General features: G+C 65.0%; 19 protein-coding genes. 12 read left to right on the top strand and 7 right to left on the bottom strand.

Annotated elements, in window-relative coordinates; genetic code table 11:
- Positions 1 to 77: 77 nt before the first annotated feature.
- Together prfB and M622_RS36830 are read left to right on the top strand one after the other, a co-directional pair.
- Positions 78 to 1182 (top strand): peptide chain release factor 2 gene (gene prfB / locus M622_RS0120655; protein WP_157282133.1). Its coding sequence is split into 2 segments (ribosomal slippage): positions 78 to 158 and positions 160 to 1182, totalling 1104 coding nucleotides; the frame shifts between segments, so codons are not numbered across the junction.
- Between the two features lie 143 nt (positions 1183 to 1325).
- Positions 1326 to 2168: a phosphate/phosphite/phosphonate ABC transporter substrate-binding protein gene (locus M622_RS36830; RefSeq protein ID WP_021250750.1), complete on the top strand. Its 843-nt coding sequence runs from the start codon at positions 1326 to 1328 to the stop codon at positions 2166 to 2168.
- Positions 2169 to 2198: 30 nt separating this feature from the next.
- On the opposite strand, the gene M622_RS36825 is transcribed toward M622_RS36830, so the two are convergent.
- Both M622_RS36825 and M622_RS36820 read right to left on the bottom strand, forming a co-directional pair.
- Positions 2199 to 3722 carry an MFS transporter gene (locus M622_RS36825; RefSeq protein WP_021250749.1) on the bottom strand — a complete coding sequence of 508 codons (1524 nt, stop codon included), beginning with the start codon at positions 3720 to 3722 and terminating at the stop codon, positions 2199 to 2201.
- 94 nt (positions 3723 to 3816) lie between these two features.
- A complete protein-coding gene (locus M622_RS36820) occupies positions 3817 to 5613 on the bottom strand; it encodes a methyl-accepting chemotaxis protein (RefSeq protein WP_021250748.1) in 1797 nt (598 codons plus the stop codon).
- 260 nt (positions 5614 to 5873) lie between these two features.
- Between M622_RS36820 and lysS the strand changes: the two genes are divergently transcribed.
- The 6 genes from lysS (at position 5874) to M622_RS36790 (ending at position 12851) form a co-directional block, all read left to right on the top strand.
- Positions 5874 to 7373, top strand: coding sequence for a lysine--tRNA ligase (gene lysS, locus M622_RS36815; RefSeq protein ID WP_021250747.1), 1500 nt, complete (start codon positions 5874 to 5876; stop codon positions 7371 to 7373).
- Between the two features lie 7 nt (positions 7374 to 7380).
- Positions 7381 to 8301: a DUF808 domain-containing protein gene (locus tag M622_RS36810; RefSeq protein WP_021250746.1), complete on the top strand. Its 921-nt coding sequence runs from the start codon at positions 7381 to 7383 to the stop codon at positions 8299 to 8301.
- Positions 8302 to 8304: 3 nt separating this feature from the next.
- Entirely contained in the window at positions 8305 to 10260 is a 1956-nt protein-coding gene (gene mnmC, locus M622_RS36805; protein ID WP_021250745.1) for a bifunctional tRNA (5-methylaminomethyl-2-thiouridine)(34)-methyltransferase MnmC2/FAD-dependent 5-carboxymethylaminomethyl-2-thiouridine(34) oxidoreductase MnmC1, read from the top strand.
- Between the two features lie 193 nt (positions 10261 to 10453).
- On the top strand, positions 10454 to 11596 hold the full coding sequence (locus M622_RS36800) for a PAS domain-containing sensor histidine kinase (RefSeq protein ID WP_021250744.1): 1143 nt from the start codon (positions 10454 to 10456) through the stop codon (positions 11594 to 11596).
- A gap of 10 nt (positions 11597 to 11606) precedes the next feature.
- The gene (locus tag M622_RS36795) at positions 11607 to 12263 is read left to right on the top strand and encodes a response regulator (protein WP_021250743.1); all 657 of its coding nucleotides are present in this window, start codon (positions 11607 to 11609) and stop codon (positions 12261 to 12263) included.
- Between the two features lie 150 nt (positions 12264 to 12413).
- Positions 12414 to 12851, top strand: coding sequence for a phasin family protein (locus tag M622_RS36790; protein WP_031347481.1), 438 nt, complete (start codon positions 12414 to 12416; stop codon positions 12849 to 12851).
- 98 nt (positions 12852 to 12949) lie between these two features.
- Here the strand turns inward: M622_RS36790 and gltX are convergent, their stop codons facing one another.
- Positions 12950 to 14374, bottom strand: coding sequence for a glutamate--tRNA ligase (gltX, locus tag M622_RS36785; RefSeq protein WP_021250741.1), 1425 nt, complete (start codon positions 14372 to 14374; stop codon positions 12950 to 12952).
- Positions 14375 to 14595: 221 nt separating this feature from the next.
- Here gltX and M622_RS36780 point away from each other — a divergent pair, with 221 nt between their 5' ends.
- The 3 genes from M622_RS36780 to M622_RS36770 all read left to right on the top strand — a co-directional run bounded on the left by M622_RS36780 (position 14596) and on the right by M622_RS36770 (position 18796).
- Positions 14596 to 16185, top strand: a complete 1590-nt coding sequence (locus M622_RS36780) for a phospholipase D family protein (protein WP_245543103.1) — start codon at positions 14596 to 14598, stop codon at positions 16183 to 16185.
- Between the two features lie 278 nt (positions 16186 to 16463).
- A complete protein-coding gene (locus M622_RS36775; protein WP_157282130.1) occupies positions 16464 to 17528 on the top strand; it encodes a PEP-CTERM sorting domain-containing protein in 1065 nt (354 codons plus the stop codon).
- Positions 17529 to 17587: 59 nt separating this feature from the next.
- Positions 17588 to 18796 carry a glycosyltransferase gene (locus M622_RS36770; RefSeq protein WP_021250738.1) on the top strand — a complete coding sequence of 403 codons (1209 nt, stop codon included), beginning with the start codon at positions 17588 to 17590 and terminating at the stop codon, positions 18794 to 18796.
- Between the two features lie 70 nt (positions 18797 to 18866).
- On the opposite strand, the gene M622_RS36765 is transcribed toward M622_RS36770, so the two are convergent.
- The 4 genes from M622_RS36765 to M622_RS36750 all read right to left on the bottom strand — a co-directional run bounded on the left by M622_RS36765 (position 18867) and on the right by M622_RS36750 (position 23115).
- Positions 18867 to 20186, bottom strand: coding sequence for a serine hydrolase domain-containing protein (locus tag M622_RS36765; protein WP_021250737.1), 1320 nt, complete (start codon positions 20184 to 20186; stop codon positions 18867 to 18869).
- 59 nt (positions 20187 to 20245) lie between these two features.
- The gene (locus tag M622_RS36760; protein ID WP_021250736.1) at positions 20246 to 21040 is read right to left on the bottom strand and encodes an ABC transporter ATP-binding protein; all 795 of its coding nucleotides are present in this window, start codon (positions 21038 to 21040) and stop codon (positions 20246 to 20248) included.
- Between the two features lie 98 nt (positions 21041 to 21138).
- Positions 21139 to 22029, bottom strand: a complete 891-nt coding sequence (locus M622_RS36755; RefSeq protein WP_021250735.1) for an ABC transporter permease — start codon at positions 22027 to 22029, stop codon at positions 21139 to 21141.
- A gap of 114 nt (positions 22030 to 22143) precedes the next feature.
- The gene (locus M622_RS36750) at positions 22144 to 23115 is read right to left on the bottom strand and encodes an ABC transporter substrate-binding protein (protein WP_021250734.1); all 972 of its coding nucleotides are present in this window, start codon (positions 23113 to 23115) and stop codon (positions 22144 to 22146) included.
- Between the two features lie 209 nt (positions 23116 to 23324).
- Between M622_RS36750 and M622_RS36745 the strand changes: the two genes are divergently transcribed.
- On the top strand, positions 23325 to 26627 hold the full coding sequence (locus M622_RS36745; RefSeq protein ID WP_021250733.1) for an error-prone DNA polymerase: 3303 nt from the start codon (positions 23325 to 23327) through the stop codon (positions 26625 to 26627).
- Positions 26628 to 26675: the final 48 nt, after the last annotated feature.

Here is a 26675-nt window from a genome sequence, read left to right as displayed (position 1 = left end):
GCTGACGATGTAACGCGGCGTACGCAGCGGCTAACGGTATAATTTACGGTTTTCCAGAATCAGCCGGAGCCTCAGTCATGGAAGCCGAACGCCAGAACGACATTGCCGAAAAACTCGCTGACCTCGCCGCGCGCGGCCGCGAACTACGGAGGTATCTTTGACTACGATGTGAAGGCATCGAAGCTCGAAGAGGTCAATCGTGCGCTGGAAGACCCGGCGGTGTGGAACAACGCCGAGCGTGCGCAGGAGTTGGGCAAGGAAAAGCACCAGCTCGAGGGCATCGTCGTCACCCTGCAGAACATCGGTACCCAGTCGCGCGACCTGAAGGAGCTTTACGAGCTGGCCGAAGCCGAGGACGACGACGACACCTTCGAGGCGGTCGAAGCCGAGCTCAATGAGTTGCAGGCCGAAGTCGAGAAGCTTGAGTTCCGTCGCATGTTCAGCAACCCCATGGATCCGAACAACTGCTTCATCGAAATCCAGGCCGGCGCCGGTGGCACCGAGGCCCAGGACTGGGCGGGCATGCTCGAGCGCATGTACCTGCGCTATGGCGAAAAAAAGGGCTTCAGCGTCGAACTGCTGGAACAGACCGAAGGCGACATCGCCGGCATCAAGAACTGCACCATCAAGATGAGTGGTGACTACGCTTACGGCTTCCTGCGCAGCGAAACCGGCATCCATCGTCTGGTGCGCAAGTCGCCCTTCGACTCCAACGCCCGTCGTCACACCAGCTTCACCTCGGTATTCGTGTATCCGGAGGTCGACGACTCGATCGAGATCGAGATCAACCCGGCTGACCTGCGCGTCGACACCTACCGTGCCTCGGGCGCCGGCGGTCAGCACATCAACAAGACCGACTCAGCGGTGCGCATCACGCACGAGCCGACCGGCATCGTGGTGCAGTGCCAGAACGACCGCTCGCAGCACAAGAACCGCGCTGAGGCAATGTCGATGATGAAGGCCCGCCTGTACGAGGCCGAACTGCGCAAGCGTCAGAGCGAGCAGCAAAAGCTCGAAGACAGCAAGGCCGACATCGGCTGGGGCCATCAGATCCGCAGCTATGTGCTGGACCAGTCGCGCATCAAGGACCTGCGCACCAACTACGAGGTGGGCAACACCCAGGGCGTGCTGGACGGCGATCTGGACGACTTCATCGCCGCCAGCCTCAAGCAAGGCGTCTGAAGCACACGATCGCATCGGGCGTCCGCCCTGCAGGCGGACTCACGCCCATGTGACGCAGGACACGACTGGGGCGGATTCCGGCTTGAACCGGAACCGTCCACCTTGGATTCTCTTTCATTGGCTCTCAATCCAGGCAAGTGATCATGACCACACGGCTTCCCCACCCACACCTCCTGATCCTTGCTGCACTCGCAAGCCTCGGCGCACAGGCCCTGCCCGCCGCCGCACAGAGCCCGCGCGTGTTGAGCCTTGCCGTCAGCGAGGGCACCTCAGGCGGCATCGACGCCGCCACCGCGCGCAGGAAATACGCCCCTCTTGCACAGCGTCTTGAACAGGCGCTGGGCGACAGCGTGGAGGTGGTGTTCGTACGTGAATTTGCCGCGCTCGAACAAGGCATGAAGGATGGACGCTACGACTTTGTCGTCGCTCGCCCCTCGGATTATCCCGCGCGTGGCCTGCGCGATCATCATTATCAGTACGTCGCCAACGCCGAACCTGACGGTCAATGCATGCTGGCGGTGAGGGCGGACTCTCCCGTCCAGTCGCTTGAGCAGTTGCGTGGCAAGACTTTCGTGATGCCTGAGGAAGTGGCCTACATGGCGCGCTTTTGCCGCGCCGAGCTGCGCGACAAGGGCATCGACCTGGCGCAAGAGAGCGTCTTCTACGTGCGCGAGCAAGGCGCCATTCCCTTCGGCCTGGAAAATGGCATCGCCGACGTTGGCGGCATGGCCTCGTACTCCGGAGCCTTCCGCCAGTGGCGCGACAAGGATCAGCGCGTACTGCATCAATCCGTGGGCCAGCCCTACATGCCGGTGGTGGCGGCCCCCACGCTGTCCGCCGCACAGTTAGCCAAGGCGCGCAAGGTGTTGCTCGAGCTGCCGCAAGACCCAGCCGGGCGTGAATTCCTGCGCAATCTGGGCATCAGCGGCTTCACCGACAAGGGCGAGGAGCGGCTGCGCAAGCTGCTCGAATGGCTGGGCGTGTGAGCCGTTCAGGGCTGAAAATTGACTCAAGGGTCATGCTGCGTCAGTAGCGCTGCTGTCCCGATAGCTGGCCAGAAGCAAGAACACGACGATGGCCAGCACACCGATCATCGCTGCCGAGGTCGACAGCAGCACCGTGTGCGTCGTGGTGAACGCGGCCTTGCCTGCCGCAATCAGCGCTGCCCCCTGCTCAGCGGGCAAGCGTGCCGCGACCAGGTAGGTGTCGCCGATGGATCGCGCCGCCTGCCGGGCCAGATCAGGCGACAGCTCGGGTGGCGGCTGCAGCGCCCGGCCAAAGGCGCTGGACATGAAGACGCCGAACAAGGTGATGCCAATCCCGGTGCCCAATTCGTAGCTGGTGGCCTCCAGTGAGCCCGCAGCGCCGCCCTTGCTGGCCTCGACCGAGCCCATGATCGCAATCGAGGACGCTGTCAGCCCGATGCTGAGCGTCAACCCGAGCAGCGCCAGCAGCGCAGGGACGAACAAGCCCGGATCGTGAAAATCGCTGAGCGCAAGACCGGCCAGCGCCCCTGCGGCGATGAACAGCGCCAGGCTGGCCACCAGGCGCAGCCCGAAAAGGCCGGACAGCCTGCCCGCGATCGGGCCGCCGACAGCCGCCGCGGCCATGAGCGGGATCATGAAGATGCCCGCCTGCAGCGGCGTCTTGTCCAGCACGTATTGCAGCTCCTGCGCCAGCGTCAACTCGACCCCGGCCAGCGCGCCGATGGTCACCATGGCCATGATCATCCCCGCCACGATGGCGGGATGCGAGAACAGGCTCAGATCCAGCATCGGCGTCGCCGAGCGCAACTGCTTGCGCACGAACAGGACCAGCAAGGCGACACCCAGGGCGACAATGGCAAGGACGATGGGCAGGGCTTGCGTTGCACCGAAGCCTGCCTTGGCGCCGTATACAACTGAAATCATGCCCAGAATCAGCAAGATGGCCTGCCCGATGGGCCAGGCGCCGGGCGTGCTGAGCTCGACCCGTGACAGCAGCAGGTAGCAGGCGGGGCCCACCACCAGCATCACCGGCACATTGAGCAGAAACACCGACCCCCACCAGAAATGCTCCAGCAGCGCACCGCCGATCAGCGGCCCCACCGCCGCGCCCGCGGCACCCACCATGCCCCACAGACCCAGCGCCAGCGCGCGCTCGGCCTCATCCTCGAAAGTACGGCGAATGATGCCCAGCACACAGGGCATGATCATCGCCCCGCCCACCGCCAGCAGCACGCGGGCAGCAATCAGCATCGCAGAGCTGGGCGCAAAGGCCGCCAGCCCGGATGCCGTGCCGAACACCGCCAGGCCGGTGAGCAGGATGCGCCGATTTCCAACCCGATCGGCCAGTGTCCCCATGGGCACGAGCAGGCCCGCCATCAGCAGCGGATAGATGTCGATGATCCACAGCACCTGGGTATTGCTCGCACCCAGGGCCTGGGTCAGCCTGGGCACGGCGACGTGCAGGATGGTCATGTCCAGAACGACGGGCAGGAATGCCAGCATGACGGCGATGAGCACCAGCCAGCGTTTGGGATCGGGGGAGGGTATGGGCATGGTTCAGCTGTTGCGTGCCCACCAAGCGGGCGTACCGTGGTGCATCCACGAACAGGTGAACGACGGCCACAGGCTCAGCGTCAGGCGCTGCAGCTCAATCGCCAAGCAGTCCGTCCACCGGGACACCGATGCGAATATTGCCCCAGTGGCGACCGCCCAGGTTCAACGGCATGGCGATGTCGCACAGGATCTCGCCGGTATCGCGCAAATAGGTTTGCAGCAGCAGCGGCTCGGTGTTGCGCGCCGCGCGCAACTCGGGCGGACGCTCGAACTTGCGGCACGTGCGGTTGCCCAGCAGATCCTGCTCATAGTCGCCGGTAAGCGGGCGCGAAAACCGGGTGTTGTGCACCGACAGATAGCTGTCGGCGTTGACCGCCACGGCAAAGGCCGCACCCCGTGTCGTCGCCAGGGTGTCGTCGAGAATGCCCTGGCAGCGCTGCGCGAACTCATCGCCCCATGAGGTCCGGAACTTGGGCGGGTTGGTGTTGGGGATGGGCTGATAGCGCCGATCGAAGACGTCAACTCCGCTGTGCGCCATGTGCTCGAGCTGCTCCTGCACCCGGTCGCGGAAACATCGCGCCTGCTCGACCGCCAGATCGAAGGCACCGCGCCCGGTCTTGAAGCGCGACACCAGCTCCTGCACGCCCTCGGTCGCCTTGGTGAGTTGAGCGGTTCGCTGTTCGCTGTCGTCCATCTCAGCGGCCACCTGGCGCGACAAGGCATTGATGGCGCTCACCTTCTCATGCACGCTGGCATTGGTGTGCGACAGCGAACTCATCGCGGTGGCAATCTGCGCCAGCTGCGCGCCGGTCGCCTCGAACTCGCCCACCATGTGCCCGAACTGATGCGCCGAGCGGTCGACGACCGCACGCGCATGGATGACGTCAGCGTTGATCACTTCATTTTCGCTGCGCGTCTCCGCCACCAGCTCCAGCATGCCATTGATATTGCCGACGATTTCCGCAGTGGCGGTATTGACACGCTCGGCGAGCTTGCGCACCTCATCAGCAACGACGGCAAAGCCACGCCCCGCCTCGCCCGCGCGCGCGGCCTCGATCGCGGCATTGAGGGCAAGGAGATTGGTCTGATCGGCGATTTCGCGAATCAGCACGGCAACCTGTTTCACGTTTTCCGAGCGCTGCGATAGATCGTCGACGGTGTGGTTGAACTGCAACAGCTTGTCGCTGACCGCGTTGATCCTGCCGGCGATGTCCTGCATCTCGCCCAGCGAAGCACGCGCAATGCGCAGGTTATCGTCGGTTGAGGTGGTGATCTGCGTGGTACTGCGCGACACATCGTCGATGGCGGCGGTCGACGCGCTGCTGGCGTCGAACACCGTCGTGGTCATGCGCCCTTGCTCGCGTGCATGTTCGGCGGTGGCCTCGACCGTCACCCTCACCTGCACCGCTTCACGGGCAATGCCGACACTGGAGGTGCGCACCTCGCCGATGATGTGGCGCATCTTGTCGGCAAAGCGATTGTAACTGCCTGCGAGCTCGCGGAATTCATCATGGGTGACAAGTGGAAGGTCGCGCGAAAAATCAGCTTCTCCACGACCAATCTCGTTGAAGGTGTTGATGATGCCGCGAATCGGACGCACGATCAGGTGCCGCAGATAGGCCACCTGGGCGGCGGTCAATAACAACAGCAGCACGCTGACGATGATCATCGCGCGCTGCCCGTCTTGCAGGGTCGCGATGATGCCTGCAACCAGCTCGGGCTCAGGTGCGCCCCCGGCGAGAGCAAGCTTGATGGCAGACGTCTGCCACACCTGCACGCCGAGATAGGCCAGGTTGAACACACACAGGAGCAAGAAACTGGATAGTTTCCTGGACAGTGAGTTCCAGAACGTTTTTTCGATGGTTTCGTACAGCCGCGTCAGTGTGCTCATTGCGCTTGTTCCAGATACGGCGGAGAGTCGCTGCCCGGTTATCGGCCTCCACGGCGAACACTTGAGCGCTGCACGCTGCCCCGCTGCCTCCCCTGCACGTCAGGCACACACCGCCGCCATCCTTACTGCGGCCACTTCGCCCGCACCGATTGGTCTGCGCACGCAATTGCCCTGCCCCCCTTCCGCCTGCGACAATCCCACCCTTTGCCGTCGCCATCGCGCCGGCGCCCACGAATTACCATCCGGATCGAACTGACATCATGTCCGAGCAGACAAATTCCCCGCAGCAGGACGAGAACCACCTCATCGCCGAGCGCCGCGAAAAGCTGGCTGCCTGGCGCGCCAGCGGCCGCGCCTTCCCGAACGACTTCGCGCGCGAGAACACCGCGGGCAAGCTCGACGAGCTCTACGGCGAGAAGGACGGCGAGGCCCTCGAAGCCATGCCGGTCGAGGTCAAGGTCGCAGGTCGCATCATGCTCAAGCGCGTGATGGGCAAGGCCAGCTTCATCACCATCCAGGACCTCTCCGGCCGCATCCAGCTCTATGTGATGCGCGACGCGGTGGGTGAAGATGTCTATGGCGAATTCAAGACCTGGGACATTGGCGACATCGTGGGCTGCGTCGGCACCCTGTTCAAGACCAAGACCGGCGAACTGACGGTCAAGGCCAGCGAGATCCGCCTGCTCACCAAGAGCCTGCGCCCGCTGCCGGACAAGTTCCACGGCCTCACCGACGTCGAGCAGAAGTACCGTCAGCGCTATGTCGACCTGATCATGAGCGAGCAGACGCGCTTCACCTTCGTCGCCCGCAGCCGCATGGTGCAGTCGATCCGCAACTACATGATCGGTCACGGCTTCCTGGAAGTGGAAACACCGATGATGCACCCCATCCCCGGCGGCGCCACGGCCAAGCCCTTCACCACCCACCACAATGCGCTCGACATGGAGCTGTTCCTGCGCATCGCGCCCGAGCTCTACCTCAAGCGCCTGGTCGTGGGCGGCTTCGAGAAGGTGTTCGAGGTCAATCGCAACTTCCGCAACGAAGGCCTCAGCCCGCGCCACAACCCCGAATTCACCATGATGGAGTTCTACGAGGCGTACGCGAACTACCGCACGCTGATGGACTTCACCGAGGGCCTGATCCGCCACGCCGCGCGCGAGGCCCTGGGCACCGAAAGCTTTGTCTATCAGGGCCGCGAGCTCGATCTGTCGCGGCCTTTCCACCGCCTCACCATCGTGCAGGCGATCCGCAAGTACCACCCCGGCTTCAACGAGACCCAGCTGGCGGACGCCGACTGGATCAAGGGCAAGATCGTCGACTTTGGCGAAAAGGTGAAGCCGGGCGGACTGGGCAGCCTGCAATTGCAGCTCTTCGAAGCCTGTGCCGAAGCTGAACTATGGGAGCCGACCTTCATCATCGACTACCCGGTCGAAGTCTCGCCGCTCGCGCGCGCCTCCGACTCCAACCCCGAGATCACCGAGCGCTTCGAGCTGTTCATCGTCGGCCGCGAGATCGCCAATGGCTTCTCCGAGCTCAACGACGCCGAAGACCAGGTCGCCCGCTTCCGCGCCCAGGTCGAGGCCAAGGAGGCCGGCGACGAAGAAGCCATGTACTTCGACGCCGACTACATCCGCGCCCTCGAATACGGCCTGCCGCCCACCGGCGGCTGCGGCATCGGCATCGACCGTCTGGTCATGCTGCTGACCGACTCGCCCTCGATCCGCGACGTCATCCTCTTCCCCCAGATGCGCGCGGAGTAAAGCCCTCATGGCCGGTACCAGCCTGTTCCTGCTGCTCGACGACATCGCCAGCACGCTTGACGATGTCGCCACCATGACCAAGATCGCAACGCGGAAGACGGCGGGCGTGCTCGGTGACGACCTCGCCCTCAACGCCGAGCAAGTCAGCGGCGTGCGCGCCGAACGCGAGCTCCCGGTGGTGTGGGCGGTGGCCAAGGGCTCGATGCTCAACAAGCTCATCCTGGTGCCGGCGGCCCTGGCGATCAGCGCCCTCGCGCCATGGTTGATCGGCCCCTTGCTGATGCTGGGTGGAGCCTATCTGTGTTTCGAGGGCTTCGAGAAGCTGGCGCACAAGTACCTGCCGGGCGAGAAGAACGGCGCACACCGCAGCAAGGTGATGGAGGCCCTGGCCGACCCCACGATCGATCTCGTCGCCATCGAAAAGAACAAGATCAAGGGCGCGGTGCGCACCGACTTCGTGCTCTCGGCCGAGATCATCGTCATCGCGCTGGGCGTGGTCGGCGGCCTGGCGCTGAGCACCCAGGTCGCGGTGCTGGTGAGCATTGCGGTCATGATGACGATCGGCGTGTATGGATTGGTGGCGGGCATCGTCAAGCTCGACGACCTCGGCCTGTGGCTGTGCCGTCGGGCCAATGCGATCGCGCATGGCGTCGGCGGCGCCATTCTCTGGGCCGTGCCATGGCTGATGCGATCGCTGTCGGTGATCGGCACCGCGGCGATGTTTCTGGTGGGCGGCGGCATCCTCAGCCATGGATTGCCTTGGGTCCATCACCTGATCGAGTCACTGACGTCCGGCTTCACCGGCTTTGCCGGCGCGCTCTTGCCCAGCGCGCTCGACGGCGTGGTGGGCCTGGTGGTAGGGGCGCTGGTGTTGCTCCTCGTCAGCCTGGTCAAGCGCCTGTTCCCGGGCAAGGCCGTGGCGCACTGAGCCGTGTCCATCATCCCCGCGCGCTTGATGGTCACCGCGGACGGCACGCCGCGCTCCGAGCTCTACGACGACATCTATCACTCGGCAGCGGGTGGCGCCGAAGAGGCAGAGCACGTCTTTCTGGCTGGTAACGACCTGCCGCAGCACTGGCAGCAGCGCGAACGCTTCGTGGTGCTGGAGATCGGCTTCGGCCTGGGGCTCAACTTCCTCGCCACCTGGGCGGCCTGGCGCGCCGACCCGCAGCGCAGCGCGCGTCTGCACTTCATCTCCTGCGAGCTCCATCCTTTCAGCGTCGCCGACCTCACCCAGCTGCATCGACGCTGGCCGCAGTTTGCCGAACTGAGCGCAGAGCTACGCGCGCAATGGCCGGCACTCACGCCTGGCCTGCATCGCCTGCATCTAGACCATGAACGCGTGAGCCTGACCCTGCACTTCGGCGATGCGCGCGAAGGTCTGGCGCAGATCGTCGCCCAGGTTGACGCGTTCTACCTCGATGGCTTTTCCCCCGCGAAGAACCCCGCGCTATGGTCGCCCAAGGTCTGCCACCTGCTCGCCCGCCTCGGCGCGCCGGGCGCCACGCTGGCAACCTGGTCGGTGGCCAGCACGGTGCGCGATCATCTGCGCTACGCTGGTTTCGAAACCCGCATGGCGCCAGGCTTTGGCGACAAGCGGCAGATGCTGCGCGGCCGACTTCTGGCGCGCCGCGACGGTCGCGCAGTTCCGCCGCCCGAACCCGGTGCGGAAACGGCAAGGACCCGCGCCGCCCCTCCGCGGCCGCGCCACGCGCTGATCGTGGGTGCCGGGCTGGCTGGCTGCGCCCTCAGCGAACGCCTTGCCGCACGCGGCTGGCGGATTGACCTCATCGATGCCGAAGAGGCTCCCGCCAGCGGCGCCTCCGGCAATCTTGCCGGCGTGTTGCGTCCGCTGCCCGACATCGACGACAGCCGCATGAGCCAGCTGACGCGCGCCGGCACGCTCTACGCCTGGCGCCACATTGCCCGCCTGCGCGCTGCAGGTCACGCGGTCCGCGCCGATGCCTGCGGCGTGCTTCACCTGGCACGCGACCAGGACCAAGCCAGAAAGATGCGGGCAGCGGTCGAGGCGCTTGCCCTGCCCCCCACCCACCTGCGCCACGTTGACGCAGTCGAAGCCTCGGCAATTGCCGCCTGGAAGCTGCCCATCGGCGGCTGGTTCTTCGGCGACAGCGGCTGGGTGCAGCCGCCCAGCCTGTGCGCCGCCAATCTCGCCCGCCACGCTTCTCACATCAACGCCTGCTTTGGCCGCAAGGTGAGCCGCCTGGAGCACGATGGCAGTCACTGGCTGGCCATGGACGCGCGCGGCGAGCTCATTGCGCGCGCGCCGATCATGGTGCTCGCGGCGGGCATCGCCGTGCGCGACTTCATCGCTTACGACCTGCTGCCCGTGGTCAGCGCGCGCGGTCAGGTCTCCTTGCTGCCTGCCGCAAAGCACAGCGCACCACAGGTCGTGGTCTGCCGTGACGGTTACGTCAGCCCCGAGGTCGATGGCCAGCGCTGCGCCGGTGCCACTTTCGCGGTCGATGACGACGACGAGACGCTGCGCACGGCCGACCACGCGGAGAATCTCGCCAAGCTCGATGCCATGCTGCCCGGCATGGCCACCGGCCTCTCGGCTGCCACCCTTGCGGGTCGGGTCGGTTTTCGCCCGGCCTCGCCCGATCGCCTGCCCATGGTCGGCGCCCTGCCGGCGCAAGCGGCCCTGGGCCACACCGGCACGCTTGCCGATCTCCCACGCCAGGCCGCTGCCTACGTGTTGTCAGGCTACGGCGCACGTGGCCTGGCCTGGTCGCAGATCGCTGCCGAATTGCTCGCCAGTCAGCTCGAAGGCGATCCCCTGCCGCTTGAACGCGCCATCTGCGAGGCCCTTGACCCCGCGCGCTTCCTGCTGCGCGCCCCCGTTGCGGGGCGTATTCAGGATTGAACCCGGCAGTGCAGGATTGAACCCGGCAGCGGCTGCGGTATTCGGCAGCCACCGGCTATTGCGCCTAGAATCAGGGTAAGCACACGCATCCAGACCCCGATCGGCAGCGGCTTCAGCCGCACTTGCACACATGACGCATCCCGGAGCGAAACACTCAAGCCCGCTGCTGGCTTCTGCACCGAACGAGGTGAACATGCCCGAGTACCTGCCTCCGCCCGCCTTGTGTGATCTCAGCGCGCAGCCGTGCGCCATCAAGTCGGCACTGGCAGATGTGCAGCGCCGTCTGGCCACCACCCAGGCGCTGGCGCGTATTGGTGACTGGACCCTGGAGCGGGACAGCGCGCGTACGACCTGGTCGCCGGAGCTGTTTCGCATGTTCGAACGTCCGCTCGAATGGGGTGCGCCGGACGTCAACGAAATCTCGGCCTATCTCAGCTCGGAGTCGCTTGAACGCACGCGCGAGACCTTCTGGCATGCAATCGACAGCGGCGAACGGCTGACACTCGAGCACGAAGTCGTCCTGCCCTCGGGTGCGAGGCGCCATCAGCTCACCGTGATCGTGCCGGTCGCCGATGCCGATGGCCGCGTGTTCATGCTCTACGGCACCGTGCAGGACATCACCGAGCGCAAGGCGATTGAGGCCGAGCGCATGCAGCACATGGCGCGCGTGGCCGAGCTGTCGCGCCGGCTCATGGAGGTCGGTGAGCATGAACGCCGGCAATTGGCCGCCGCATTGCACGACCGCTCCAGCCCCAACCTGGCCGCCTTGAAGCTGATTTTCGCCAACATAAGCCGTGCCCTGCCGGCATCGATGGACGATGAACTCGGCCTCTTGCTCGACGATGCCAAGGCCTTGCTCGCTGACACCGACATGGGCATTCGTGAGATCTGCGCCACCTTGCGCCCCGCCACGCTGGACTACGCCGGACTCGCCCCCGCCATTCGCGAATATGCCAGTCAAGTCGCCCGCCACAGTCACACCGCGGTGGAGCTGGATCTGGACGAGCGCACCGCAGCGCTGCCGCCCGAACTGCAGACCCTGCTCTTCCGCATCACCCAGGAGGCCCTTACCAACTGCACCAAGCATGCGTCGGCGACGCTGGTGCGCGTCAGCCTGCACTGTGTGGCCGGGCAGATCAGACTGCAGGTGTGCGACGATGGCTGTGGCTTCGACCCGGCGCAACTCGGCAAGGTTGATGGCGTCACGCCCGGGCTGGGGTTGATCACCATGCGCGAGCGGGCCGAGCTCGCAGGCGGTCATTTCCAGATGCGCTCTGCCCCGGGAAACGGCACCGTGATCGAGGTCGACCTGCCTGCGCCGACCTGCAAGTGTTGAGGAGTTCGCCATGAAACTGAACATCGTGCTCGCCGACGACCATCAGATGTTCCGCCATGCACTGCGCGCCCTGCTGGAAAAAGAACCCCATCTGAACATCGTCGCCGAGGCGGCCGACGGCGAAGCCTTGCTGCGCATCATCGGCGAACAAGCCGTGGACATCGTCTGCATCGACATCGGCATGCCCGGCATGAACGGCATCGAGGCCACGCGGCGCCTGCTCGCGCTGCGCCCGGAGATCCGCGTCATCGGCCTGTCGGCCTACTCCGACCGCCAGTTCGTGATTGATCTGCTCAATGCCGGCGCCTTGGGTTATGTGACCAAGGCCGAGGCCAGCGAGGAGTTGCTGCGCGCCATCCACCACGTGCAGCAAGGTCGCACCTACCTGTGCCCGGATGTCTCCGGCGCGGTCGCCAGCGCCCTGCGCTTTGACACCGATCTGCGCGCCAGTTCACATACGCTGACAGCACGCGAGCGTCAGGTGCTGCAGCTCATCGCCGAGGGCCACACCTCGGCACGTATTGCCGAACGGCTGCACATCGCCGCGTCCACAGTCGAAGTGCATCGCCGCAACATCATGCGTAAACTGGGCCTGCATAACGTGGTCGAGCTCACCCGTTATGCCATTCACAGCGGCATCAGCCCGGTCGTGGATGACGGTGCTTGAGAGCAGGTCTGCCGTTACATGAGGTAACGCGAACTACCGGTAAACCGGTATGCCGAAACACTTAAAACCGGGTATTTCTCCTGGGCCAGGAACGCATTAGCATTGTTAATGGCTTGAATTTCAGTGCGTTACGACCTTGAGGAGACCACCATGACAAACTACCCGTCCATGCAACAACTTGCCGACACCACCAACTCCGGCCTCAGAACATTCCAGTCGCTGGCCGAGATCATGCTGAGCGCCTCGGAGCAATTGACCGCGCTCAATATCGATGCCGCGCGCTCGTTCTGCGCCTTCGCCGCCAGCCAGACACTGCCGGTCAATGCTGAAGAGCTGCGTGAGCGCGTCACGGGCAAGGGCAACACGCAAAACCAGGGCTTCGAGCAGACGTCCGAATATCTGCGCAACGTAAACGAGGTCTGCTTGCGTGCGCAGGCTGAGGTCGCCGAAATCAGCACACGCCATCTCAACGAGCTCAGCAGCTCGATGAGCTCGCTGTTCGGCGAGGTCGCCAAGATGACACCGGCTAGCGCGCTGGCCAAGCTCTCGGCAGCCGCGCCCGTGCAGGAAAAGCGCAAGGCGGCGTGATCGCCGGCGGCTGATTCGGTCCTGCCGCTTCAGCGCCACGGAGAAGGCCCCGCACGCGGGGCCTTCTCCGTTCACACGTGCACAACAGCGCGCTCCGTTCAGAGATAGCGCTCCAGGCGCATCAGCACGCGCTCGCGCCCCAGCACTTCGAGCACGGCATCGATGGCAGGCGTCTGCGCCACACCCAGCACCAGCACGCGCAAGGGAATCGCCAACTGCGGCATCTTCAGGCCATGTTCGGCCATGGTGTCCTTGATCGCCTGGCTCAGCGCCGCCTTCTCCCACACCACATCGAGCAAGCGCAGCCGCAGGCTGGCAAGCGCTGCCTTTACCGTCGGGCTCAGATGCTGCCCGATGAGCTCTGGCGCGGGATGAATGTCGGCCACGAACAGCGCCGCCATATCGGCCAGTTCGTTGAGATTGGCGACACGGTCCTTGTACAGCGCCATTACCGCTTCCAGGCTGACACCGGTTTCAGGATTCACCGCGCGCCGCGCCAGACGGTTCGCAACTTCGGCCGCGAGAAAGGCATCGTCCGCTTTCTTGATGTAGTGGGCGTTGAGCCAGTTCAGCTTTTCGGTGTTGAACTGCGCCGCCGAGGGCGTGATGTGGTCAAGATCGAACCACTCGACGAACTGCGCACGGTCAAAGATCTCGTCGTCGCCATGGCTCCAGCCCAGGCGAGCAAGGTAGTTGATGACCGCCTCCGGCAGGTAGCCGTCGTCGTCGTACTGCATCACGCTCACCGCGCCATGGCGCTTGGACAGCTTGCTGCCGTCGTCGCCGAGGATCATCGACAGATGGGCATAGAGCGGCACTTCGGCACCGAGCGCCCGCAACACGTTGATCTGGCGCGGGGTGTTGTTCACATGATCGTCGCCGCGAATGACATGGGTGATGCCCATGTCCCAGTCGTCCACCACCACGCAGAAGTTATAGGTGGGGGTGCCGTCCGCACGAGCGATGACGAAGTCATCGAGCTCGGCGTTGGCGATCTCGATGTGGCCCTTGACCAGATCGTCCCAGGCCACCACGCCTGAAGTCGGATTACAGAAACGCACCACCGGCTGCACGCCTGCGGGCGGCTGCGGCAGGGTCTTGCCCGGCGCCGGACGCCAGCGCCCGTCATAGCGCGGTTTTTCGCCACGCGCACGCTGTTGTTCACGAATGCGGTCAAGTTCCTCAGTCGACATGTAGCAGTGGTAGGCGCTACCGGCCGCCAGCATGTGCTGGATGACCTCCTTGTAGCGCTCCATGCGTTGCATCTGGTAGAACGGGCCCTCATCGTGCTCCAGACCCAGCCAGTTCATGCCATCGAGGATGGCCTGGACCGCCTCGGGCGTGGAGCGGGCGACGTCGGTGTCCTCGACGCGCAAGATGAACTGGCCACCGTGGCGACGGGCGAAAGCCCACGAGAACAGCGCCGTACGCGCCCCGCCAATGTGAAGATAACCGGTCGGGCTGGGCGCAAAGCGGGTGCGGACAGGCGTGCGGACGGGGCTGGAAGCAGAAGACTGGGACATGGCAGGATGGGGTCAGGGCGCCGGAGCAAAGGCCGGATTCTAAGCGATCGCCGCGAGCTTGCGGCCTACGCCCTCACCCGCGACTCAGCGCCGACGTCGATGCAGCGCCCCGGCGCACGTGCGCCTGGCAGCGTGGATGCCCGCACAGGCGGTATGCTTTGCAGCTCGTTTCGCCTCAGCCCTGCGTCATCCCTCAACTTCATCCTGCCCGCGGTCCACTCATGCCCCCACGCCCGCACTGTGGCGCATCCGCCTCGTCTTCACTGCCGCGTCGCGCCCTGATGCTGGCATTGTTCGCCCTCCTGGGTGGCTGCAGCGCCTTGCCGACGCTGGAGGGGCGCAGCAACAGCCGCGCCTTCAACGACACCGCCACGACGCAGCTGGGACGCGCCAGCCTGCCGCCGGCACACCTGCAGACGCAGCCAGGGCAGTCCGGGGTGCTGGCGCTGGCCGAGGGCTACGAGGCCTTCGCCACTCGCATGTTGCTGGCCGAGGCGGCCGAGCGCAGTCTGGATGTGCAGTACTACATCTGGCACGGCGACCTCACCGGCACCCTGCTCATGCAGGCCCTGGGCCAGGCCGCCGGGCGCGGCGTACGCGTGCGCCTGCTGCTCGACGACAACAACACCACCGGCATGGACGCCACCCTGGCCGCACTGGACAGCCACCCCAATGTGGAGGTGCGCCTGTTCAACCCCTTCATGCAACGCAATTGGCGCTGGCTGGGCTATCTGACTGACTTCAGCCGCCTCAACCGCCGCATGCACAACAAGTCGTTCACCGCCGACAACCAGGTCACCATCGTCGGTGGGCGCAACATCGGTGACGAGTACTTCGATGCTGGCCAGGAAACCAGTTTCGTCGATCTCGACGTGCTGGCAGTGGGCGCGGTCGTACCACGCGTGTCCGCCGATTTCGACCGCTACTGGGCGAGCGCCTCGGCCTACCCGGTGGCCGCGCTGCTACCCCCGGCAGACCCACATGCGCTGGAGAGGCTGTCAGCGAAGGCGGCACTGGCGCGCCTGGCCGACGCGGCCGCGCCCTATCGTGAAGCCCTGGGCCGATCCGACTTCGTTCGGCAACTGATTGCCGGTGAGCTGGAACTGGAGTGGACCGAAGTAAGACTGGTCAGCGACGATCCCGCCAAGGGCCTGGGCAAGGCGGGCGCGCAGGCCTTGTTGCCACAACGCCTGGTCGAGGTGCTGGGCACACCGCAAGAGGACTTGCTGCTCGTCTCACCCTACTTCGTGCCCACCACCAGCGGCACGCGCGCACTCACCGAGTTGAGCACACGCGGGGTGGACGTGCGCGTGCTGACCAATTCGCTGGCGGCGACCGACGTGCCTGCGGTTCACGCTGGATACGCCAAGCGCCGCTACGCTCTCCTCGCTGGTGGGGTAAAGCTGTTCGAGTTCAAACCCGACGCCCACGCGGCACGCTCTGCGCGCGCCGACCACGGGCTGGCGGGCAGCTCCGGCGCCAGCCTGCATGCCAAGACCTTTGCCGTGGATGGTCAACGCGTATTCATCGGCTCCTTCAACCTCGATCCGCGCTCAGCCGCACTGAATACCGAATCCGGCTTCGTCATCGACAGCCCGCGCCTGGCGCACGAGATCCGGCATGCATTTCAGGAAACGCTCGCAACCGAGACCTACACCCTGCATCTGGACCCGGAGGGGCGCATCGAATGGCAGGACAAAAAGCCGGGAAACACACCGCCTCAAGTCCATCAAGTAGAGCCGCAGACATCGCTGTGGACACGCGCGCTGGTGCGCGTGCTGTCATGGCTGCCGATCGAGTGGATGCTGTAGAACGCAAAACGGCATTCGAACCGAGCGCGCTTCGACACGCGCCGTAAAAATCGGCAACGCGCCACCCTTTTCCGAACCATGGCCTGGCGCTCTCCTGCCTGCACCGCCGTCGCAAGCACCCGTTAAGAGTGTCGGTATATTTTACAGAAGGACCAATCCGTGAGGTGCTGGCGCTGAAGGATCCGTTCCAGGTCAAGGCAGTGATGGCTCACATGAAATCTGGCGTGTTTCTTGCTTGAGTACCCTCCACACGCTCTTTTCGATGAATTGACTGATGCTTGCTGACGCTGAAATCGCCACCTATGGCGCCCAATGCGAAATGGCCGTGCAAAGAAATTGCCGCATGTTTCACGGCATTGAAAGTGCCTCACACCAGCACCATCAACACGAAGGAAACCCAAAAAATGACTCGTAAATCCACCCCCATCATCAAAATCCTCGCCATCCATGTCCTGGGACTGGGCGCTCTGACGACGTTTCCGGCTCACGCAACGCTGATCACGAACAACTTGACAGTCAACGGCCAAGCCAGCGCAACTACCGTTACCAATATTTTTGGCCCAGCCTCCGACTCGGCCTATGTCACGGACAGCAGCTACGCAGATGACACGGATGGCAGCAGCTCGTACGCCAATGCCTGGGGCAACCAATATGGCACCTACCGTGCCAGTGCCAGTGGCGAAGGGGTTTTCAACAGTTTCGGCCAATTCCACAGAACGGTTAACCTGAGCAACAACAATGGCTACGATACCGACTACAGTCTGAATTTCTTCATCTACAACGGCGGCATGTCTGCCGAATCCAATGGTGTCAGCGGCACTGGCTGGGGCAGCTACGATCTGAGCATCAAGATGAACGGGACAGACACGCTGTTTTCCAGCATGGCCAAGATTCATTCCGATGGCACTCTGCAAATCAGCGGCACTCAGCTTGATGGTGCCACCCAAAACGGCAACTACTATTACTGGAATGGCACCGATGTCACGCTCAGCCTCGGAACCCTCGCCGACGGCGAGAGCCTGAGCATCGACTTCGATCTGGTCACAACGGCATTTGGCAATTTCGCTTTCAGCAACAGCAGCAACTGTGAAAATGGCTATGGCACTTATGGCGGTACTGCGCAGACCTTGGTCGCAAGCGGCTATGGCGGCTATGGCGGCTGCACGGGTTCGGCTTACGCCGGGCTCGGGGATCCGGGTGATTTCGCTGAAAACGGCAAACAAAACCCGCCCGTGAGCATCACCAGCATGCGCTCCAATTCCGTCCCGCTGCCCGGCACGCTGGCGCTGCTCGGCCTTGGCTTCGCGGCGCTGGGCTTTAGCCGCAAGACCTTCAAGCGCTGATTACGGATTTTTTTGCAGGTTCAATGGGGGCCTCTGGCTCCCATTTTTTTATTGATCACATGGCTACTATCGCTCTGATCTGGGAACTTGGTTCCGACTACGGCCACATCGGCCGCTTTCTCCCCATCGCACAAGCGCTGAGGGCGCAAGGCCACCGGCCCGTGATGATCCTGCGCGACATCTCGCGCGCGGATGAGTTGCTCACTCCCTACGGCCTGGAATATCTGCAAGCGCCCCTCTGGTTGCCCCCGGTGAGCGGTTTGCCGGCCGCACTCAACTTTACCGAGAGCCTGTTTCTGTTCGGCTTTCTCAGTCCGGCCGGACTGCTGTCCATCACCCGCGCCTGGCGTCAGCTGTTCGCCCTGCTCAAACCGGAACTGCTGATCTTCGATCATGCGCCGACCGCACTACTGGCGGCGCGCGGCCTGGGCCTGCCACGGCTGATCACCGGCAACAGCTTCGCCGTACCGCCGCAGACCCGGCCACTGCCGATCTATCGCTGGTGGGACGCAGCTCCAGCCGCCACGCGCCTGGAAGAAACGGAAAGCCGGCTGCTGGAAAACGCCAACAAGGTGTTGCGCCAGCTCGATGCGCCCTTGATGCGTCAGGTAGCGGATCTGTACGCGGCGGAAGCGACCTTGATCACCGGGGTGCCAGAGCTGGATGTCTACGGCCCGCGTCCCAAGGAGAACTATGTCGGCGCCATCAACAACACCTCGCATGGCCAGGAGCCACAATGGCCAGGCACACGCAAGACCCGGATATTTGCCTACCTGAAAGCCCATTACGCCAAGTTCGATCAGGTGTTGAGCGCATTGTCGCGCACCGATGCCAGCGTCCTGATCTTTGCCCAGGGAGTCGCCCGACAGCAGGTTCAGCGCTATCAGGGCGCCAACCTGGCATTCAGCAGCAGTCCGGTGCTGATGAGCGCGGCGCGCGCGCAATGCGATCTTGCCGTCTGCCACGCCGGCGGCACCGTAGACGTCATGCTCAGCGCCGGTAAACCCTTGCTGCTGCTGCCGATGCAGATGGAGCAAACCATGACCAGCAAACGGGTGGAGAATGCCGGCTGCGGCCTGAGCTATACCCTGGAGCAGCCGCCCGCGATGCTGGAAAAACTGCTGAGCAAGCTGCTGACAAACGCGGACTTCAGCGCACGCGCGACTGCTTATGCCGCCAACCATCAGGAATTCACCCAGGAAAACGCGCTGCACCGGCTGCTCGATTGCTGTAGCCAATTGCTGCAGCCCGCACAAAGCCCTGGCTAGGATCGCAAACGGACGCCAGGCCATCCCAGCCAGGGCTGGGCTGGGCCTTGAAGGCTTTCAGTGATCGAGATCAGCGCGCCAGTGGAGCGCCGTCGTTGGCCATCAAGTACTCGGCCACCGCGCGATAGGCGGGCAGCGAAGTCGGATCGTTGGCGGCATTGGCCGCCACCGGGTAGGACGCCAGGCGCACGATCACCATGTCCGCCTTGGGATCGACCCAGATCGTCTGCCCATACACACCGCGCGCCGCATAGGCGCCGTGCTCGTCGTTGCTGACCCACCACTGCCCGCCATAGCTCCAGCCCGGCAAGCGCGTGTAACCGGCGTTGGCAAAGAGTGCGGCCTCACCACCGTTGCGGATGCGGGCGATGGCAGCGGCCGGCACGATCTGTTCGCTGCCGACGCGGCCCTCGTCCAGCATCAGCTGGCCCAGGCGCGCCAGGTCACGCAAGCTGACGTTGAAACCACCGCCGGCAAACGGCGTGCCGATGGAGTCAGCGGTGAAGAAGGCTTCGCGCTCGGCGCCGATGCGGCTCCAGATGCGCTCGGAGAAGAGTTCAGCCACCGATTGACCGCTGCTGCGCGCGATCAGCCAGCCCAGGGCGTCGGCATTGATGGTCTTGTAAGCAAAGGCCTCGCCATGGGTGCCAGCTTTCTTCACCGTCTGCAGATACTCGAAGTAGCTGCGCGGGCCGGTGTAGTCCTTGGGCTTGGGCAAGGGGCTGCCGGCCATGGAGTAGGTGCGCAGGTCGGCATCTTCCGAGTAGGCCAGCGCGGTGGTCATGTCCATGACCTGCCGCACCGTCGCATCGCCAAAGGCGCTGTCCTTCAACTCGGGGATGATGCTGCCAACGAGTGCGGCATCATCCAGCTTGCCTTCGGCCACCAGCATCTCGCCAAGCAGGCCGGCGATGGATTTGGTCACCGACATCACCGCATGCAAGCCGTCCGGCTTCAGGCAGCCGTCGTAGCGCTCATACACCACTCGGCCATGGTGAAGCACGAGGATGCCGTCGGTGTAGTTGGCGGCAAAGGCCTCGTTCCAGGTCATCGTCGTATCCGCACCGAGCGGGGTGAAACGGACGCTGTCCAGCCCAGGGTCGAGCGCAAGCGGCAATGGGCGTGCGCCCGCGCTGCCCTTGCTCACGCCCACGTTGGGCATGAGCTGGCGAAAGTGGCACACCGTCCAGCGCAGCTTGGGAAAGGTGAAGAAGTCGGGGTCGGTGAAGCGGATGGTCTTGTCGGCGGCCGGTGGAAAGCCCTGCATCCAGCCCATTGTCTCGGGATTGGAATCCTGCGCCGACAGCGGCGACGCCGTTTGCGCCAGGGCGCCGGCCGATACGGTGAAGGTCACGGCCAGGGTCAGCGCCGATGCGAGCATGGGTTTCATAAGGTCGTCCTCAGTCCAGTTCCGCCCTGCAGCCAGAATGGCTGCATGAGGCTTGCCGCTCAGCTCAGCAGCAACTTGTCGTCGTCAATCTTCTCGCCGCGCACCTTCTCGAACATGTCGAGCAGGTGATGAACATCGAGCCCCTCGCGCTCCTTGCCCGCCACATCGAGCACCACCTGCCCCTGATGCAGCATCACCGTGCGCTCGCCCACATCCAGCGCCTGGCGCATGCTGTGGGTGACCATCATCGTGGTGAGCTTGTGTTCGTTCACGATACGCACCGTGAGCGCGAGCACGAAGGCGGCGGTGCGCGGGTCGAGCGCCGCGGTGTGCTCATCGAGCAGCAGCAGACGCGAAGGCTGCAGCGCCGCCATCAGCAGGCTGACCGCCTGACGCTGACCACCGGACAACAAACCGATGCGATCGGAGAGGCGGTTCTCCAGCCCCAGGCCCAGGGTCGACAGCTGGGCACGGAACTCCTCACGCAACGCCGGCTTGACCGCGAACGACAGACCACGACGCTCACCGCGCATCTTCGCCAGCGCCATGTTCTCCTCGATCGTCAGGTCTTCGCAGGTGCCCGCCAGCGGGTCCTGGAACACGCGCGCCACTTGACGCGCGCGCGCCCACACCGGCAGGCGCGTCATGTCGATGCCGTCGATCTCGATGCAGCCGCTGTCCACCGTCTGCTCACCCGATACGGCATTGAGGAAGGTCGACTTGCCGGCACCATTGGAGCCGATCACGGTAACGAACTGTCCGGACGGAATCTCGAGCGACATGCCGCGCAGGGCAAGGGTCTCGATGGGCGTGCCGGGATTGAAAGTGAGGTGCAGATCCTGTGCCTTGAGCATCTCAGGCCTCCTGCCGGCGCTGCGGGACGCAGTCGGCCTGCAGCAAAAAGATTGAGTGGGCGAGTTGATGTACGAGTGACAGCGCGCGTGTATTCACCTCACCCCCCCTTCTTGCCCGACCAGTGCTGACGCAGTCGGGGCACCACCAGGGCCACCGTCACCAGCAGCGCGGTGACCAGGTTCAGGTCCTGCGCCTGCAGACCGATGAAGTCCGAATTGAGCGCGACCGCGATGAAGAAGCGGTACACGATGGCACCCACGATCACCGCGAGCGTTGCCAGGTAGAGCTTGCGCGAAGGCAGCAGGCTTTCGCCCACGATCACCGCCGCCAGACCGATCACGATCGTGCCCACGCCCATCGAGATGTCCGCGCCGCCCTGGGTCTGCGCAAACAATGCGCCCGCCAGGCCCACCAGCGCATTCGACACCGCCATGCCGGCCAGCACCGCCATGCCGGTATTGACGCCCTGCGCGCGTGCCATGCGTGCGTTCGAACCGGTGGCGCGAATCGCCAGCCCGGTCTGGGTGGCGAAGAAGCCATCGAGCAACAGCTTCACCGCCAGCACCACGAACACCAGCAAGAGCGGGCGGAAGACGTAATCCGCCAAGGCCTCGGGCTGGAGGATGTTGAACACCGTCGGCTCCATGATCAGCGGCACGTTGGGCTTGCCCATGACGCGCAAGTTGATCGAATACAGCGCGATCATCATCAGGATGCTGGCGAGCAGATCCATGATCTTCAGGCGCACATTGAGCCAGCCGGTGATCAGGCCGGCGCCGGCGCCGGCGATCATCGCCGCGAAGGTGGCCACGAAAGGATCGGTGCCCGCTGCGATCAGCGTGGCGGCGACCGCGCCACCGAGCGGAAAGCTGCCATCGACGGTGAGGTCGGGAAAGCGCAACAGGCGAAAGGAGATATACACGCCGAGGGCGACGAGGCTGAAGATCAGCCCGATCTCGAGCGCCCCGAGCAGGGTGTAGAGCGACATGGGTGGCTTACCGTGAAGTGAAGACGAAGGGGTGCGACCGCGCGGCAAAACTGCGTGCGCGCCCCACCCAGCGCGACCGCACAGCGGCCGCCGCGCCAGGATGAAGCGTATTGATTACTCGACGACCTTGGCGGCGGACTTCACCAGCTCATCGGACAAGGTGACGCCCTGGTTCTTGGCCGCAGTCAGGTTCACATGCAGTTCGAGCTTGTCACTGGTCTGCGAAGCCATCGTGCCCGGCTTCTCGCCGTTGAGGATGCGCGCCACCATCTTGCCGGTCTGCACGCCCAACGCACGGTAGTCCATGCCATAGGCGGCCACCGCACCCCGCGCCACGCTGTCGGTATCGGCCGCCACCAGCGGAATCTTGGCGTCCATGCCGACCTTGACCAGCGCCTCATAGGCCGACACCACGTTGTTGTCGGTGTTGGTGTAGAACACATCCGCCTTGCCGATCAGGCTACGCCCGGCCGAACCCACGTCGACCGAGCGCGGCGCGGCCGCTTCGACCAGACTCATGCCGTACTTGGGCAGCAAGGTGCGCAGCTGCTCGACCACCACCACCGAGTTGGCCTCGCCCGGGTTGTAGACCATGCCCACGCGCTTGGCATTGGGAGCGACACGCTTGATCAGATCGATCTGCTTGTCGAGTTCGAGCGCATCCGAGGCGCCGGTGATGTTGCTGCCCGACGCCGCCATCGACGGCACCAGCTTGGCCGCCACCGGATCGGTCACCGCCGAATACACCAGCGGGATATCGCGCGTCGCTGCCGCCACTGCCTGCGCCGAGGGCGTGGCAATGGCGACGATGACATCGACCTGGTCGCCGATGAACTTGCGCGCGATCTGCGCTGCCGTGCCGGTATTGCCTTGCGCGCTCTGGTACTGCCATTGCAGATTCCTGCCTTCTTCAAAGCCTTCCGCAGCAAGACCTTCCTTGACGCCGTCACGCACCGCATCGAGAGCGGGATGCTCGACGATCGCGGTGACGGCGACCGACTTCTGCTGCGCGTGGACCGGGGCAGCCATCGCGAAAGCCAGCGCCATCGCGCCGAACAAAAGCTTGTGTGACTTGATGAAGGGCATGCAGAACTCCTCTATGGCCGTTGCGACCGGATGTGTTGAGCAAGGATCGCCCCGCAGTGAGCGAGGCAAAGGGTGAAAGTGTACCCGGCGCCATCCATTTAGGCGACTGCGGCAGCGTTGAAATGTGACAACGCCCGAATGTCGCGCCCCAGGACGTGATAGCGACAATTCAATTGCTCTTGCAGCTGTATTTTTTTACAGTTATCTGTATGAGCACCCCATATGCCGAACTCCACTGCCTGAGCAATTTCAGCTTCCAGCGCGGCGCCTCCCACCCCGAGGAACTCGTCGAGCAAGCGGCAGCCTTCGGCTACGCGGCGATCGCCCTCACCGACGAGTGTTCCTTGGCCGGCATCGTGCGCGCCCATCGCGCGCTGCAGGCCTTGCCTGAGAAAAGCCGACCCAAGCTGATCATCGGCAGCGAACTGCAGCTGGCCGACGGCCCCTGCATCGTGCTGCTGGCCAGCAACCGCCAGGGCTATGCGCAGCTGTCGCGGCTCATCACCCGCGCCCGACGCGCCGCCGACAAGGGTCGATACCGGCTGGAGCGGGCGATGCTCGATGACGCCTGCCCCGATTGTTGCGCGCTGCTGATCCCACCGCCTGACTTTGCACAGCAAACTGGCGCCGAGCACAGCGCCCTCTCGCTCGAAGCCGATGCCCTCTGGCTGGGGCAGCTTTTCCCTGCCCGCGCCTGGATGGCGGTGACAGTCAGACTGGACGGCCACGACCGCGCGCGCATCACAGGTCTACGCCGCATCGCCCGCGCCGCCGGCATCCCGGCGCTTGCCGCCAGCGGCGCACTGATGCACAGTGCCGCCCGCCGTCCGATCGCCGATCTGATGACTGCGCTGCGCCTGCACTGCAGCGTGGCCGAGGCCGGGCTGGCCCTGGCGCCCAACGCCGAGCGCCGACTGCACGAACCCGCCACGCTGGCGCGCCGCTACCCCCCCGCCCTACTCGCCGAAACCCTGGTCGTGGCCGAGCGTTGCCACTTCAGCCTGGACGAGCTGCGCTATGAATACCCCGCCGAGCTCGTCCCCACCGACGAAACACCGGCAAGCTGGCTGCGCCGGCTGGTGGAAGGCGGGCTGAAGTGGCGCTACCGCCAGCCCGACACGAGCGCGGCCGGCGCATCCAGCGCCGTCCCTCTCGCCGCCTGCGTCGCCCAGCCCGCGCCCAGCGCCACCTACCCCGCCCCGGCGGACGACCCCGCCCCGCCCAGCGTGCGCAAGCAGATCGAACACGAGCTCGCCCTCGTCGCCGAGCTTCGCTACGAGCCCTACTTCCTCACCGTGCACGACATCGTCCGCTTCGCACGCGCGGCCGGCATCCTGTGCCAGGGCCGCGGCTCGGCGGCGAATTCGGTAGTGTGCTGGGCCCTTGGCATCACCGAGGTCGACCCGCAGCTGGGCATCATGCTGGTCGAACGCTTCATCTCGCGCGAGCGCAACGAGCCACCCGACATCGACGTCGACTTCGAACACGATCGGCGCGAAGAAATCATCCAGTACATCTACGCCAGATACGGTCGTGAACGCGCCGCGCTCGCCGCCACCGTCATCCGCTACCGCGCCCGCAGCGCGCTGCGCGATGTCGGCCGTGCGCTGGGTCTGGACGAGGCGCAGATCGGACGCTTGACGCGCGCACAGCACTGGTTCGACGGCCGCCGCATCCTGCCCGAACGCCTGCTCGAAGCCGGGCTCAACCCCGCCAGCCCGGTCACCCGGCGCCTGGTCGCGCTCACTGAAGAGCTGATCGGTTTTCCGCGCCACCTGTCACAGCACGTCGGCGGCTTCGTCATCGCCCGCGGCCGGCTCGACGAGCTGGTGCCGGTGGAAAACGCCGCCATGCCCGAGCGCACCGTCATCCAGTGGGACAAGGACGATCTCGACGCGGTGGGCCTGATGAAGATCGACGTGCTCGCGCTGGGCATGCTGTCGGCACTGCGCCGCGGCCTGGCCATGGTGTCGGCGTGGCGCGGTCGTGCGCTGACGCTGGCGAGCGTGCCCCGCGAGCAACCCGAGGTGTACGCCATGCTGTCGCGCGCCGATTCGGTGGGCGTGTTCCAGGTCGAGTCGCGCGCGCAGATGAGCATGCTGCCGCGCCTCAAGCCGCGCCGTTTCTACGATCTGGTGGTGGAAGTCGCCATCGTGCGCCCCGGCCCCATCCAGGGCGGCATGGTCCATCCCTACCTGCAGGCGCGCAATCGCGCCGCCCGCGGTGAAGACCCGATGCAGGGTCTGCGCACAGAAATTCGCGGCGTGCTGGCACGCACGCTGGGCGTGCCCATCTTTCAGGAGCAGGTCATGCAGCTCGCCGTGGTCGCAGCCGGCTTCAGCGGCGGTGAAGCCGACCAGCTGCGCCGCGCAATGGCCGCGTGGCGACGCAAGGGCGAACTCGATCGCTACCGTGCACAACTATTGCAAGGCCTCGCTGACAACGGCTACGACACCGACTTCGCCCAGCGCCTGTGCCAGCAGATCGAAGGTTTCGGCAGCTACGGCTTTCCCGAGTCACACGCCGCCAGCTTCGCGCTGCTGGTGTATGCCTCGGCGTGGCTGAAGTGCTTCGAGCCCGCCGCCTTTCTGGCCGCACTGCTCAACAGCCAGCCGATGGGCTTTTACGCGCCCTCGCAACTCATCCAGGATGCGCGCCGCCACGGCGTCGAGGTGCGCGCGGCAGATCTCACCGTGAGCGACTGGGAGTGCACGCTGGAAGCTGGCGCTGCGCAGTCCGACACGGCACCTGCCCCGCCCATCCCTTCACACGCTCCTTCGCAGCCCCACTTGCAGCGCGCCACCCAGCCGGCGGTGCGCCTGGGCCTGCGCATGGTGCGCGGTCTCGGCCAGGATGCCGCTGTGCGCATCATCGCCGCCCGCAGCCAGCACGCCTTCAAGAACACCGCCGATCTCGCCGCCCGCGCCCAGCTGGACGCCGGCACGCTGCGCGTGCTCGCCGCCGCCGGTGCGCTCGCCACCCTTGCCGGCCACCGCCGCCAGGCCCTGTGGCAGGCCGCCGGCGCCAAGCCCCTGCATGGCTTGCTGGCCGGCACCGCGGCACATGAGGATGCGCTCCCAATCGCCGCTCCAGCCGCAAGCGAAGACCTCCTTGCCGACTACGCCCGTCTCGGCTTCACCCTCGGCCGCCATCCGCTCTCCTTCGTGCGCGACGCGCTCGCCAGGCTGCGCTTCATCACCGCCACCGACATCGCCGCCGCGCCCGACCGCATGCTCGCGCGCGGCGCCGGCATCGTCACCTGTCGCCAGCGCCCCAGCACGGCCAAGGGCACCTTGTTCATCACCCTCGAAGACGAAACCGGCCTCACCAACGTCATCGTCCGCCCCGAGCTCTTCGAGCAACAGCGCCGCATCCTGCTCGGCGCCCAGCTGATGGGCGTGTTCGGCCAGATCAGCCGCCAGGGACCTGTCGTGCACCTGATCGCGAGCCGGGTGGTGGACCACTCCGGGCTGCTGGGAGCGCTGGCGACACAGAGCAGGGACTTTCACTGAGGATGACCCGAAGCGCAGCCCACTCCCATGCGACGAACAAGACGCGCA

Origin of the sequence: Thauera terpenica 58Eu (genome assembly GCF_000443165.1) — a bacterium.
Lineage (GTDB): Bacteria > Pseudomonadota > Gammaproteobacteria > Burkholderiales > Rhodocyclaceae > Thauera > Thauera terpenica.
This window is presented reverse-complemented; position numbering and strand designations above follow the sequence as displayed.

Bases quoted from the DNA above. Each gene is read 5' to 3' on its own strand.
- M622_RS36830 (WP_021250750.1), top strand. From the start codon at position 1,326: ATGACCACACGGCTTCCCCACCCACACCTCCTGATCCTTGCTGCACTC.
- M622_RS36825 (WP_021250749.1), bottom strand. From the start codon at position 3,722: ATGCCCATACCCTCCCCCGATCCCAAACGCTGGCTGGTGCTCATCGCC.
- M622_RS36820 (WP_021250748.1), bottom strand. From the start codon at position 5,613: ATGAGCACACTGACGCGGCTGTACGAAACCATCGAAAAAACGTTCTGG.
- lysS (WP_021250747.1), top strand. From the start codon at position 5,874: ATGTCCGAGCAGACAAATTCCCCGCAGCAGGACGAGAACCACCTCATC.
- M622_RS36810 (WP_021250746.1), top strand. From the start codon at position 7,381: ATGGCCGGTACCAGCCTGTTCCTGCTGCTCGACGACATCGCCAGCACG.
- M622_RS36800 (WP_021250744.1), top strand. From the start codon at position 10,454: ATGCCCGAGTACCTGCCTCCGCCCGCCTTGTGTGATCTCAGCGCGCAG.
- M622_RS36795 (WP_021250743.1), top strand. From the start codon at position 11,607: ATGAAACTGAACATCGTGCTCGCCGACGACCATCAGATGTTCCGCCAT.
- M622_RS36790 (WP_031347481.1), top strand. From the start codon at position 12,414: ATGACAAACTACCCGTCCATGCAACAACTTGCCGACACCACCAACTCC.
- gltX (WP_021250741.1), bottom strand. From the start codon at position 14,374: ATGTCCCAGTCTTCTGCTTCCAGCCCCGTCCGCACGCCTGTCCGCACC.
- M622_RS36780 (WP_245543103.1), top strand. From the start codon at position 14,596: ATGCCCCCACGCCCGCACTGTGGCGCATCCGCCTCGTCTTCACTGCCG.
- M622_RS36770 (WP_021250738.1), top strand. From the start codon at position 17,588: ATGGCTACTATCGCTCTGATCTGGGAACTTGGTTCCGACTACGGCCAC.
- M622_RS36765 (WP_021250737.1), bottom strand. From the start codon at position 20,186: ATGAAACCCATGCTCGCATCGGCGCTGACCCTGGCCGTGACCTTCACC.
- M622_RS36760 (WP_021250736.1), bottom strand. From the start codon at position 21,040: ATGCTCAAGGCACAGGATCTGCACCTCACTTTCAATCCCGGCACGCCC.
- M622_RS36755 (WP_021250735.1), bottom strand. From the start codon at position 22,029: ATGTCGCTCTACACCCTGCTCGGGGCGCTCGAGATCGGGCTGATCTTC.
- M622_RS36750 (WP_021250734.1), bottom strand. From the start codon at position 23,115: ATGCCCTTCATCAAGTCACACAAGCTTTTGTTCGGCGCGATGGCGCTG.
- M622_RS36745 (WP_021250733.1), top strand. From the start codon at position 23,325: ATGAGCACCCCATATGCCGAACTCCACTGCCTGAGCAATTTCAGCTTC.